Annotated in this window: 15 protein-coding genes and 1 pseudogene; 2 read left to right on the top strand and 14 right to left on the bottom strand. The window is 68.9% G+C overall.

Going from position 1 to position 11,756, the window contains the following annotated elements:
• Positions 1-137 precede the first annotated feature (137 nt).
• The 3 genes from AB0J21_RS29785 to AB0J21_RS29795 form a co-directional block, all read right to left on the bottom strand.
• Positions 138-740, bottom strand: coding sequence for a transglycosylase SLT domain-containing protein (locus tag AB0J21_RS29785; protein ID WP_363149257.1), 603 nt, complete (start codon positions 738-740; stop codon positions 138-140).
• A 527-nt stretch (positions 741-1,267) separates the two neighbouring features.
• Positions 1,268-2,623 carry an FG-GAP and VCBS repeat-containing protein gene (locus tag AB0J21_RS29790; RefSeq protein ID WP_363149258.1) on the bottom strand — a complete coding sequence of 452 codons (1,356 nt, stop codon included), beginning with the start codon at positions 2,621-2,623 and terminating at the stop codon, positions 1,268-1,270.
• Positions 2,624-2,667: 44 nt separating this feature from the next.
• Positions 2,668-2,832, bottom strand: a complete 165-nt coding sequence (locus AB0J21_RS29795) for a hypothetical protein (protein WP_363149259.1) — start codon at positions 2,830-2,832, stop codon at positions 2,668-2,670.
• 226 nt (positions 2,833-3,058) lie between these two features.
• Here AB0J21_RS29795 and AB0J21_RS29800 point away from each other — a divergent pair, with 226 nt between their 5' ends.
• Positions 3,059-3,838, top strand: a complete 780-nt coding sequence (locus AB0J21_RS29800; RefSeq protein ID WP_363149260.1) for an HAD-IIA family hydrolase — start codon at positions 3,059-3,061, stop codon at positions 3,836-3,838.
• A 165-nt stretch (positions 3,839-4,003) separates the two neighbouring features.
• On the opposite strand, the pseudogene AB0J21_RS29805 reads toward AB0J21_RS29800, so the two are convergent.
• Positions 4,004-4,655, bottom strand: a pseudogene (locus tag AB0J21_RS29805) (HAD-IIA family hydrolase); the annotation flags it as partial.
• Between the two features lie 478 nt (positions 4,656-5,133).
• Between AB0J21_RS29805 and AB0J21_RS29810 the strand changes: the two are divergent.
• Positions 5,134-5,718, top strand: coding sequence for a hypothetical protein (locus tag AB0J21_RS29810; protein ID WP_363149261.1), 585 nt, complete (start codon positions 5,134-5,136; stop codon positions 5,716-5,718).
• Here AB0J21_RS29810 and AB0J21_RS29815 read toward each other — a convergent pair.
• The 10 genes from AB0J21_RS29815 to AB0J21_RS29860 form a co-directional block, all read right to left on the bottom strand.
• The gene (locus AB0J21_RS29815) at positions 5,653-6,030 is read right to left on the bottom strand and encodes a UDP-N-acetylmuramoylalanyl-D-glutamate--2,6-diaminopimelate ligase (protein ID WP_363149262.1); all 378 of its coding nucleotides are present in this window, start codon (positions 6,028-6,030) and stop codon (positions 5,653-5,655) included. The genes AB0J21_RS29810 and AB0J21_RS29815 overlap by 66 nt on opposite strands.
• On the bottom strand, positions 6,027-6,575 hold the full coding sequence (locus tag AB0J21_RS29820; protein WP_363149263.1) for a C39 family peptidase: 549 nt from the start codon (positions 6,573-6,575) through the stop codon (positions 6,027-6,029). The genes AB0J21_RS29815 and AB0J21_RS29820 overlap by 4 nt, the downstream gene beginning before the upstream one ends.
• Before the next feature lie 19 nt (positions 6,576-6,594).
• A complete protein-coding gene (locus AB0J21_RS29825) occupies positions 6,595-7,680 on the bottom strand; it encodes an ATP-grasp domain-containing protein (RefSeq protein ID WP_363149264.1) in 1,086 nt (361 codons plus the stop codon).
• Entirely contained in the window at positions 7,677-8,474 is a 798-nt protein-coding gene (gene dapF / locus AB0J21_RS29830; protein ID WP_363149265.1) for a diaminopimelate epimerase, read from the bottom strand. The genes AB0J21_RS29825 and dapF overlap by 4 nt, the downstream gene beginning before the upstream one ends.
• Positions 8,475-8,532: 58 nt before the next feature.
• Positions 8,533-8,775, bottom strand: coding sequence for a hypothetical protein (locus AB0J21_RS29835; protein ID WP_363149266.1), 243 nt, complete (start codon positions 8,773-8,775; stop codon positions 8,533-8,535).
• 86 nt (positions 8,776-8,861) lie between these two features.
• The gene (locus AB0J21_RS29840) at positions 8,862-9,338 is read right to left on the bottom strand and encodes an NUDIX hydrolase (protein ID WP_363149267.1); all 477 of its coding nucleotides are present in this window, start codon (positions 9,336-9,338) and stop codon (positions 8,862-8,864) included.
• A gap of 40 nt (positions 9,339-9,378) precedes the next feature.
• Positions 9,379-9,660 carry a hypothetical protein gene (locus AB0J21_RS29845; RefSeq protein ID WP_363149268.1) on the bottom strand — a complete coding sequence of 94 codons (282 nt, stop codon included), beginning with the start codon at positions 9,658-9,660 and terminating at the stop codon, positions 9,379-9,381.
• A 209-nt stretch (positions 9,661-9,869) separates the two neighbouring features.
• Positions 9,870-10,712, bottom strand: coding sequence for a helix-turn-helix transcriptional regulator (locus AB0J21_RS29850; protein WP_363149269.1), 843 nt, complete (start codon positions 10,710-10,712; stop codon positions 9,870-9,872).
• Between the two features lie 27 nt (positions 10,713-10,739).
• Complete coding sequence (locus tag AB0J21_RS29855) at positions 10,740-11,249, bottom strand: DUF6879 family protein (protein WP_363149270.1); 510 nt, start codon at positions 11,247-11,249, stop codon at positions 10,740-10,742.
• Positions 11,230-11,490, bottom strand: coding sequence for a hypothetical protein (locus AB0J21_RS29860; protein ID WP_363149271.1), 261 nt, complete (start codon positions 11,488-11,490; stop codon positions 11,230-11,232). The genes AB0J21_RS29855 and AB0J21_RS29860 overlap by 20 nt, the downstream gene beginning before the upstream one ends.
• Between the last annotated feature and the right edge of the window lie 266 nt (positions 11,491-11,756).

Genomic DNA, 11,756 nt, shown 5'->3' on the forward strand with positions numbered 1-11,756 from the left:
GCCGGTGGCCGGGACGGACTCGTGAGAGTCCGTCCCGGCCACCGGCCCTGAAAGGGGGTGCCTGAGTCCCCCTGCCCGCCAACCGTGGTGCGCTGTGCGGGGGTTCCCCGGGACTCAGGCGGTTTGTGGGGCCGCCCTCAGTACGCGGAGTGGACCAGGTCGATGGTGCCGTAGCGGTGGGCGGCGTAGTTGGCGGAGGCGACGATGTTGGCGACCGGGTCGTACTGGTCGTTCTTGGTGCCGGCGACGTGGAAGCGCTCGAAGGTGGGCTTGATGATCTGCAGCAGGCCCTTGGAGGGGACGCCGGCGCGGGCGTTGACGTCCCAGTTGTTGATGGCGCGGGGGTTGCCGGAGGACTCGCGGATGATGTTGGAGTGCAGGCCCTTGTAGGTGCCGGGGATGCCCTTGGCGTGCATGATGTCCAGCGAGGTGCGGATCCAGCCGTCGAGGTGGTTGCCGTACTTCTTCAGGCCCTTGTCCTGCAGGCCGGTGACCACGGCGGTGGCGGAGGCGGGCTTGGCGTCCGAGGTCTTGGCGCCGGTGGTCTTGGCGGTGGCGGCGAGGTGCTCGGCCTGGGTGGTCAGCGCGGCGGCCGTGGTGGTGGCCTTGGCGGGCCGGGCGGTGTCGGCGGCGTGGGCCTGCTGGGGGGCCAGGGTCAGGGCGATGGCGGCGGCGCCGGTGGTGGCGATCGCGGCGGTGGCGGCGGTGCGGGGGTTCAGGGCACGGCGAAGGGCAGTCATGGGGTACCTCTCCAAGGGGGACGGCATGGGGAGGCCGACTACAAACGAGGTGTGTCGGCGACACGGGAGCGATCCGCTCACCCCTGAAGGGGGCGGTGCTCCGTGCGGACTTCCGTGTCCGCGACGTGTCTTGGGGCCGGTGTCTGGAGGCGGGCTCTTCGGCGTCCTGCTCTGTGCCTGTGGCCCGGGTCCGGCGCTCGGCTCCCCGGTACGTCACCCACCATGGAGAACGGCTCCCCGCCCTGGCAACCATGTGACCTGCGACGACGCTTAGTAGACGAGCCCGGCAACGACGACCGGCCCCCTCAAGGGCAGGCCCGGACGGGGCCGGCCACTACTACCCGGCCCGGTCTATGACCCACGCCCTATGCCCCACCCCACAGGCAGGCGGCATTTTTCCCCTTCCGGACATACCGGACGGCCACGCGGCGCATCGCCCCTTTCACTCTCCGCACCTCTCGGTGACCGTCGGAGGCAGACCGTGCGTACCGGTCCGGACACCCCGGGTCAGCTTGTGCGGGGTGCGCTCACCGCAGGCCGACGTCCGCGGGCGCGAAGTGCCGGACGTCGCGGGTGGACAGCCCGTCCTCGCCGCCGCGCAGGAGTACGTACGCGCCCTTCCCGCCGTCGTGGCGCGGGGCGAGGGCGAGCAGGTCGTCGTGGTGGTCGCCGTCGGCGTCCAGCAGGGCCAGCGGCTCGAACTCGTTCCAGTGCGCCTTGTTGGGGCGGCCGGGCATCCAGTCGTCCAGGGCGGTCAGCCGCTGCCGGCCGCCGTCGGCGGTGACGACGGTGACGAGTCCGTCGTGGCGGCGGGCGTCGGGCGCGCCGAGGACGAGGTCGGGGCGGTCGTCGCCGTCGATCCGGCCGGCCAGCGCCGTGGCACCGAAGTACCGCTGCCCGCCCGAGTACACGCGGGTCGCGGGCCGTCCCGTGCCCGGACCGCCGGGGCCGCCGCGCAGCACGGTGAGCCGCCCGTGCCCGTCCGGGCCGGTGCCCGGGACCAGGAGGTCCTGGGCCTTGTCGCCGTCGACGTCCCCGGGGAGCCCGGCGAAACCGCCCTCCCCGGCCCCGGCCGCCCGGACCAGACGCGCCTCGGCCTCACGATCCCGGCGCGGTCCCTGCGGACCGCCCCGTTCGTACCTCACCGGGGTCAGGTCCTCGGGGGCCGACTCGTCCTCCTCGGCGTCGTAGGCGTAGCCGAGGACGAGGTCGGTGCGGCCGTCGCCGTCGAAGTCCCCGGCGGCGACGGAGGAGGGGCTGCTGTACCCGTGCTGCCCCAGGTCGAGCCGTTGCGCCGAGGCGGGCGCGAGGCCGGTGAAGGGCCCGCGCAGCAGCCGGCCGTCGACGTGGCCGGGCGCCGCGCCCGGGTCGGCGCGACCGCCCCGGCCGCCGTCGAAGAGGTCGACGGCGCCGTCCCCGTCGAAGTCCCCGGCCGCGCGCGGCACGAAACCCGGCGGGGTACGGAGCCGCTGCGGGCGGCCCAGTCCGCGCGGACCGCCGCGCAGCAGCAGCGTCCGCCCCTGTCCGTCGAGGCCGGTGGTGGCGACGAGGTCGGTGAAGCCGTCGCCGTCCAGGTCGGCGCGCAGGGGCTGGGCGGCCGCCGTGACCCGGGTGGTGCGCCGGGGGTCCAGCCCGTCGTGCGCGCCCCACAGCACGACGGCGGCGCGCCCGTCGGAGAGGACGGCGTCGGCGTGCCCGTCGCCGTTCAGGTCCGCGGGGTCGGCCGGGTGGTGGGCGGTGCCGGGCGTGAGCCGGGCGGGAGCGCCGCCGCGGCCGTCCTCGCCCCCGCCACCCCTGTCGCCCCCGTCACCCCCGCCGCAACCGGTGAGCACGAGGGCGCAGCACAGCAGGACGCCCGCCACCCTCCGTGCGCGTACCGGCACCGGACCGCCCCGTTCGCCTGCTCCCACTCGCCCACTCGCTCTCGTCAGATGGCGGGGACCTCGGCCCAGAAGCGGGTGTCGTTCCCGAGGTTCGCGCCGTTCGCGTCGATCCGGCCCTTGATCCAGTACACCGCGTTCCGGTAGTCGGCGAGGTCCCGGGTGTTCGGGTTGTTCAGCCCCGAGGAGCCGTTGCGGTGCCCGGGGGGCACGCGGCGTACCGGTGAGTCTCATGTCGACCTGGCTCCCTCTGCGGCCCCTTTCCGGGGGTGGACGAGCGCTCGGTGCTCATCCTGCCCCGGCACGCGACTGTCGTGAACACGGCAATCTGCTGCCGGGCCCGGCGTTCGGGTGAACGAATAGGATGGTGGCCTCGGTACTCCGCCCCCGGGCGGCTCCGGGATGACCGCCCCGTCCAGTGGCCAGGAGTCAGCACCCATGACAGAGCGCAAGCCGATCACCTCGTGGCTCACGGACATGGACGGCGTGCTGATGCACGAGGGCGTCCCGGTGCCGGGCGCCGACGCGTTCATCAAGCGGCTGCAGGAGACCGGCCGGCCCTTCCTCGTGCTGACCAACAACTCGATGTACACGGCGCGCGACCTGCACGCCCGGCTCAGCCGCATCGGCCTCGACGTCCCGGTGCGGAACATCTGGACGTCGGCGCTGGCCACCGCCAAGTTCCTGGACACCCAGCACCCCAACGGGACGGCCTTCGTCATCGGCGAGGCCGGGCTGACCACGGCGCTGCACGACGCGGGCTACATCCTGACCGACTCCGACCCGGACTTCGTGATCCTCGGCGAGACCAGGACGTACTCCTTCGAGGCGCTGACGAAGGCGATCCGGCTCATCAACAACGGGGCGCGGTTCATCGCGACCAACCCCGACAACACCGGCCCCTCGCCGGAGGGCGCGCTGCCCGCGACGGGTTCCGTGGCCGCGCTCATCACGAAGGCCACCGGCAAGGAGCCGTACTTCGTGGGCAAGCCGAACCCGCTCATGATGCGCACCGGGCTGAACGCGATCGGCGCGCACTCGGAGAGCTCGGCGATGATCGGCGACCGCATGGACACGGACGTCCTCGCGGGCCTGGAGGCCGGGATGGAGACCTTCCTGGTGCTGACCGGCCTGACGACGCTCGGCGACATCGACCGCTACCCGTTCCGGCCCACGACGGTCGTCGACTCCATCGCGGACCTCGTCGACCTGGTCTGAGACCCGGCCCCGGTGCGGGCCCCCCGGGGCCCACGGGGCCTACGGCACCCGCCCGAACACCGGGGCCAGGACGAGCTGGGCGGCGCCCTCGGCGATCGCCGTGTCCGCGCCGGGGGCCCGCCGTACGGGGACCGGTCCCGCGTCGCCGGTCCTGCGGGCCCGGGCGGCGAGCACGTCGGTGTCCATGCGGTCGCCGATCATGGCGGCGGCCTCGGAGTGGGCGCCGATCTTGTTCAGCCCGTGCCGCATCATCAGGGGGTTGGGCTTCCCGATGAAGTAAGGCTCCTTGCCTGTGGCCTTCGCGATCAGGGCAGCGACCGAGCCGGTTGCCGGCAGTGGACCCTCCGCCGAGGGGCCGGTCTCGTCGGGGTTCGTGCAGATGAACTTGGCGCCCGCGTTGATGAGGCGCACGGCCTTCGTCATGGCCTCGAACGAGTAGACCCTCGTCTCGCCAAGAATGATGTAGTCGGGGTCCACGTCGGACATGGTGTAGCCGACCTCGCGCAGGGCCGTGGTCAGCCCTGCCTCGCCGATCACATAGGCGGTGCCGCCGGGGCGCTGGGAGTCGACGAACTGCGCCGTGGCGAGGGCCGAGGTCCAGATGTTGTCGACCGGCACATCGAGGCCCATGAGGTCCAGCCGACGCTTGAGGTCACGCGGGGTGTAGATCGAGTTGTTCGTCAGGACCAGGAACGGCTTGCACTGAGTCCTGGAGCTTCTTGAGGAAGGCGTCGGCGCCGGGGATCGGGACGCCTTCCTGTACGAGGACGCCATCCATATCGGTAAGCGATGCCTCGATCGGCCTGCGCTCGGTCATGATCTCCAACCCTCCGGCCCCAGGGCCTTACGTGCCGCCTGATCTGCGACGCCAGCCTACGGGACGCGACACGCCCGAGGATGGGAACGCGCGTGCGATTTCCGACGAGGCGCTTACGATGCCCTCACTTCCAATATGCAAACATCACCTTCCCGTCACACGGAGCGTGTAGTTCCGTTTGTGGTGGAGGTGCCAGGCGTTGCGCTCTGGTGATCATGAAAGGGGGAGGATCGACCGTGCGCTCAGGTGATCGAGCAATTCACCGCAAGCACACCGTCACTCGCAGGAGGATCACCGGAAGACCCGGCCTCACTGCGGGGGATCGTCGGTACAGCCCTGGTGGGGATGGGTCTGTGTGTCTCGGCGGGGCGCCTCGTGTACGAAGGCGGCGGGGTTGACGCAATCAGGGCAACGTCCCCTGACGGGCCCGTGTGTGCTGGGACCCGCTGAAGACTCCAGTGATGCTCTGGGGGATTTGGTGGACGCTCTCAATCCGTTCCAGGGCTGGAGCCGGTCGGCGTTTCGCTTGTTCAGCACGGTCGTCCCCTCGGTTTCGGAGGAGACGGGCGAGGTCAAGGTGACAGTGACGACGGAGACGCCGCACGGGGTGACCATCACGACCGAGGTCACCCAGTCGACCGAGAGTGACATTCCCACGGTGGTCACGCAGGCCACTGACAGCGAGACCGGCGAGACGCTGACCGACCCCATCACGGCCAAGGCGCCGAACGTGGATGCTGTGTCGGCCGTCGCCTTCGGGCAGCTCGCGCAGGGGCTCCATGAGGCGCAGGCCGAGCAGAAGGCACAGGACGACGGACCTCCCCCGGCGGCGAGGCGAAGCGCGAGCGCAGAGGCCGCCGAGCCCGCTCCAGCGCCTTCGGCGCCCACCCAGGAACGCGAAGAGGCACCGGAGGCCAGTCAGGCGTCCGGCGCCCCCTCTGAAGCCGTTCCGGAGGAGTCGGAAGCCGGTGACAGGCTGGCCGCCGTTCCGGAGGAGTCAGAAGCCGGTGACAGGCTGGCCAGTGAGCCGCTGGGCGATTTGCCACAGCATGCCGCCGCGTGACGCCTTCATGAGCACCTTGTCGCCGGGCTGGAGGACCTTTTCGAGGAATTCCGCGGCGGTCTTGTTATCGGCGACCAGTGCGAGGTTCTCGACCCCATGCACCCCGGCGTAGAGGACCATCTGCTTCACCATGTCGCCGCCGACGCCGATCACAATGTCGACGCCCAGCTCGCCAGCCGTCTTGCCAACGCTGCGGTGAGCCTCCAAGGCTTCATCACCCAGCTCCAGCATCTCGCCGAGGACTGCGATGATGCGACCGGCTTGTGGCTCGGGCGCCGTCTCGGTGGTGGCGGCGCCTTCTGCCTCGGTCATCGTGTCTCTCCGTTGGTCAGGGGTGCAAAGGTGATTGCCCGCCCCGTGTACGAAGCGGACAAGCGGCTAAGCAGAACACGGTCGTGACTCTGGCCCCAGCTCGACGGGTCCCTGAAGTGGATCGTCGGGTCGGGGCCAGAGTCATAGCCGCGCAGGATCACGAGGTGCCCTCCGGACCGGCCGTCCTCGGGGAGTTGCTCGGTCACGGACACGATGAGCGGTGCCTCATCAAGTCGCGCCGGCAGCTCCTCGGCGGGAACGGCTTCGGCCGTCGAGAGCACGCCCAGCTCAGTGGCGAGCCGGGCGATGCCCGCGTGCAGAGCACCACGGGGCGTCAAGATCTCGTTCTTCACGGCCAGCTTGAGGAGTTCTGTCACCGTGGGCGCCTCGTGCCCGTAGGCGAGGAGGATCATCCGCAGGGACGCCAGTCCGCACGCTCGGTTGGACCACTCCAGCCGACTCCCGAGCGCCCACCCCCCGTGCAGTTCCCATTCCTCGGGTTCGATGAGCTGGCGGCACATGGGAACGTCGTGGACGTGCGGCACTGTGGCGGACTCCTACGGGTCAGGCAGCAGCCTCCCGTACCGAAGTCATGGGCGTGAATACGGGAGCGGGCAGAGGCACATCGTACGGCCGCCGAGTCAGCGCCTCGTGGAGCATCGCCAGCACCACGTCACTGTGGCTGAGCCCGCACAGAACGGCCCCCGTGACGTAGTTGCTGCCCCAGGACATGCCGGGCGTGGAGTTCACCTCCAGGGCGTACACCTCGTCGGCGCCCGTCACCATGAAGTCGACCCGCGCCTGCCCCCGCATGCCGAGGCCGTCCCACAGCGTCTTGGCGTGGCCGACCAGCCGGGACAGCACCTCGGGGTCCAGGTCAGCGCGGGACACGGACACGGTGCCCTTCGAGTCCGCGTCGAGCTTCGTGTCGGCGTCGTAGAACTCGGCCTCGTGAACTTTGGTTGCCAGCGGGGGGAAGATGAGCACCTCCCCCGTGGGCAGCTCCAGCATGCCCACCGTGACCGGGATGCCGGGGGTGTAGCTCTCGATGAGCACCTGGCCGTTCTCGGTGCCGACGGCAGCCCTGAGCGCCTCCGCGAAGCCCACCTCTTCGTGCACGAGGGTCATGCCGACACTGGACCCGCCAAGCGGGTCCTTGACCATCACGCTGTCGCCGTCCCACTCGGCCGGGCCGCCGGACCAGGCTCGCCAGTCGGGGGTGGGGACACCGAGGGTCTCCATCACGCGCTTGCAGAGGATCTTGTCGGCCGCCACGGCGGACGCCGAGACGCCGCTCCCGCAGTAGGGCACGCGCAGGTACTCCATGAGGCCCTGGAACTTCCCGTCCTCCCCGAACGGGCCGTGAAGGTTGGAAAGGGCCACGTCGAACCGGGACACCTCCTGGATGAACTCGGGGATGGTGGGGTCGAGGACCTTGAACCACATCCCGAGGCTCGCGAGGGACTCGGCCAGGGCCGTGCTCGACCGCTGTTCCACGGGGCACTTCGTCGAGTAGAGCTGGTCCTCGATCGAGAGCGGCCCGTACACGACGGCCACCTTCAGGCCCTGGTGTTCGCGGCGCCAGCCACGCAGGCAGCCGCTTGCGCGCTGGACGGCCTCTGCGTCGGTGGGTTCGAGGAAGTTCGTCATGCGGTGACTCCTTCAAAGACCTGGGTGACGGGGCCGCCGACCCATTTCGTGTGCTGCCGGTCTGCGTAGGGGCGCACGATCAGCGGCTCCCCGGCGCGGTTGTGGACGGTTACCTCACGGGCGGCGACGAGGCCGCGCATGGAGGCGATGACGACGGCCGCGACTGTTCCGCTGCCGCAGGAGAGGGTCTCGGCCTCGACGCCGCGCTCGTAGGTGCGCATCTTGAGGGCCTGCTTGCCGGCGGGCTGCACGAAGTTCACGTTCGTGCCGAGGGGGGCGAGCGCCTCGTGATTGCGGACCAGGCGGCCCACGAGTTCGGCGTCGATCGCGTCTACGTCGTCGACCATGGCGACGACGTGCTCGGTGCCGGTGTGAGCGCTGTCGAACCACGTGGGTCGCCCGTTGATCACGACGTTCACGGTGCGTGGTTCGATCGTGCCGACTTCGGCCGTGACCCACACGGTGTCACCCTCTACCGTCGCGTGGTGATCGACCCCGGCCATCCGGAGCGTCATCTCCGCGTAGCCGTAGTCGCGGCGTGCGGCCCACGCGCTACAGCGAAGGGCGTTGCCGCACATGGTGGCGAGGCTGCCGTCCGCGTTATAGCAGTCGACATGGAGTAAGGGCGGAGCGTCCGTGACGAGAGTGCTGATGACCAGCCCGTCAGCGCCGACGCCGGTTCTCCTGGCGCAGAGGCGTTCAGCCTCCTTGGCCCACGCCTTCTCAGCGTCCGGCTCGGCGGCCGGGATCAGAACGAAGTCGTTCCCGGCTCCGTGGATCTTGCGAAAGTGCATGCCAAAGCTCCTCGCGTGATGCGGGTAACTCGGATGGGTTGCCCCAACGCGGCTCAGATCAGGTGCGGTTGGGGGGTCGGTAGGTCACAGTCGACTGGTTCACGGTCACCGGCCTGTGGTCGTTGAAGATCAGCGTGCGGCGCGACCCGCCATCAGACCGCATGTCCGCGATGCGACGGAAAGCGTCGCCCACGAACAGGTAGTCCCCGACCTTGATCTCGCCGGGGGGCCTCGTGGCGGCGGTGGCGCCGAGCGGGGCGGGGGGAATCCGCGGTGGCTCACTGGCCCTGCGCTCGTACACTCAGCTCCTCCAGACGCCGATGACGACAGCCGTCCCCACGGCGACGGTGCACAGCACGTAGGCGACCTGGCGCTTCACTTCCGGGCTCACAGGGCGCTCGTCGCGTGGGAGAGAACGCGGTCCCGAACAGGAACGATTCCGATCTCGCGGGGATGTACCCAGACCGCACGGCCCGTCGCGATCACGTTGGAGTGGGCCCTGTAGAGGTACCGGAAGCCGACGCGGATGCGAGGCCCGTAACGATGGAGGCCGCTCGGGGTGACACCCACGAGGAACGGCCCCTCGGAGCCGGGCTCCGTCCAAACATCCCGGACACCGACTGTCTCCTCCAACAGGCGGAGCGCTGCGCCGCTCAGGGTGCTGTCCTCGTCCTCGGGCTCGGCCTCGAAGAGAACGTTGCGGCCCTCGTGCGGGAAGGCCAGGACGTGACCGACCTCGTTCATGACGATCGGCCCGGCAGTGATGGCAGGGCAACGGCCTGCGTGCTTGCACGCCCGGCGCTGAGCGTGGTCACGCGCGGCGTCGTACAACGGCATCAGCGCCATCTTCTCGGCCGGGTGCACATGCAAGTAGTGGGCCAACTCCCTGATGACTCGCCCGACTTCAACCGGCATGTGGCGTGATCCCCTCGCGCTCGGCGTAGATCCACAGCAGGCGTCGCGCGACGGCGGCCGTGTCGCGGAGGTAGATGAAGACGCCGAAGGCGGGCGTGTCCTTGGTCGGGCGCTCCCCGTGCTCGATGAGGCCACGGCCTTTGCGGACGAGCCCCGCAACGAGGTGGTCCTCGGCCTGGCCCAGATCCGCGTTCAGGAGGCTGCTCAACTGGTCGACCACCGCCGGCAGGGAAGCGTCCATTTCCTCGCGGGTGGTCGTGCTCAAGTTCATGGACAGGACGATGTCGGTCCGCGTCCAAATCCCGTCCACGTCGAGCGGATCGGGTTCGCATGCTGAAGTGGTCGCCGCCTCAAGCGACTTGCCGGTTCTTGCCACAGTGATCACCGCTTCGCCCCTCCCGAGCACGAATTACGCCGGGATACAAAGCTAGGAAGGGCTGCGGGTGCGGCTCTACGAGTGTGCCCGTACTTGCCAGACGTTCATCCGAGAGATTCGATGGCAGCGGTGATGATCTGCCGCGCTTCAGCACCGTACACGGCGATTTTCTTCAGATCAGCGAACGTCCGGGCATACAGGGCAAGTTCGTGATCCTGTACGACGGTGAGGTGAGCGGAGACCAGCTCGACGTTCACGGTGTTGTCGTCGTACAGGAAGAATCCCTCGACGGGCCAGAGCGTCCGATCGACATCCTGCGGGATGATTCCGATACTCACCGAAGGAAGCGCCATGACGGTGAGGAGGTATCCGAGCTGGCCCCTCAGCACGTCGGCTCCGCCGATTCGGTATCGGAGCGCACTCTCCTCCAGGAGGATGGCGAAGGTGTGGGGGCCATAGACGATGTTCTGCTTTTCCACGCGAACCTTCACGGCCGCCGGCACATCGTCCTTGAGGCCGCGCCGGTCTCGGATGGAGATCAGAAGGGCCGTGATGTAAGAAGCCGTCTGCACTGGCCCAGGGATGAGCCACGGCGAGTAGATGCGGAACCGTTGGGTACGTTCCCACAACGGGAGAACCGACTCCTGGGCCAACTTCAGCCCGTCGCGTTCCATCCTTTGCCACTCGACGTACATGCCCTCGATTCCGCGGGCCGTCGAGATGAGATCTTCGGCTTTACTGTCCGCCTCGCAGGCGGAGCACCAATCGCGAAGGTCGCGCTCCGAGGGCGCGCGAGTGCCACTCTCGAAGCGCGATGCCTTCGACTCGTGCCAGCCACAACGTCTGGCCAGTTCCCGCTTGCTGATTCCGGCTGCGCTCCGGATCTCAGCCAGGCGTTTCCCGAGCGCTCTGCGGGCTTCCTGAACACTCGAAGATGGTGATGTCATGTCGTCGCGACGCTGTTGTTCGTACTGTCAGGCCAACTCGAACTCTGCGTGCGGTGTCGCCCGTTTCCACACGGCCTCGAAGGCGGACTCACAGAGCTTCGCCACTTCCGGGGCCTCCGTGAGTTCCACTTCCATGTTCTCGCCCTCTCCATCGAAGTAATTCAGGAGAACGAGGCTGGAGTCGAACAGCCAGAAGTCATTGCCGGGCAACGCGATGTCCGTGGCCTGCCGGCGCGAGAGCCAGCGCACGGCTTCCCCGGCGGCGATGTTCAGACCATCCGTAACGGCGTGCTCGAAGCGGATGTACTCGCTCACAGGTGTCGACACGACACGGGCCCGGCGGACCTCGACACCTCGGGAAGTCGCCTCCGTGACGAGGCTGTGCCAGTCGGCCCACCGTTCGGCGGGGTCGAGAGTCTTACCGGCCTTCCAGTCGATGAAGGCCGGGTCCGACTTCATATAGGCGTCGCGCATCTCCAGGTGGACCGCAGTCCTCTGGCAGCTACGGAACAGCTCCTCAAACGTCGGGGCCGTCATCCTTCTTCACCTCCGGTGCGGGGTCCTGCGCGTCCTTCGCCATCTCCAGGAAGAACTGGACCATGCGCCTGGGGATCTCCACCGACGACTCATGGGCGGGGATGTCCATCTGGTCCAGGCGCTCCCTGTCCTCCACCTTCCACCCTTGCACGACGTAGGTGTCCTTCTCCTCGTCGAGGTAGATGGTGGGCGAGCCGCCGCTCGGGCTCTCCGGGTCTTTGCCGAGCTTCCGCAGGGTCATGATGTCCTCCTCGAACCGAGACGACGATCTGTGTGCCAGAGCTTGCCCGCGCCTGCGGCTCAGAGCGAGAAACTTGCCCAAACTTGCCAGAGCCGGGTGAGGTTGACCCTAGTAGGGCTTGGTCAGGTCGGAGTGAGTGTGGGTATGTCGCGGTGGCAGGTGGGGCAGGCACCGGTCCATGTCGCGAGGAGGAGCTGTAGCTCGCGGACGACTTGGTAGAGGCTCAGGCCGGCGCCTCGTCTTTTGGGGCTCTGGCCAGTCGTTGC

It is taken from the genome of Streptomyces sp. NPDC049954, assembly GCF_040656295.1.
Taxonomy (GTDB): domain Bacteria; phylum Actinomycetota; class Actinomycetes; order Streptomycetales; family Streptomycetaceae; genus Streptomyces.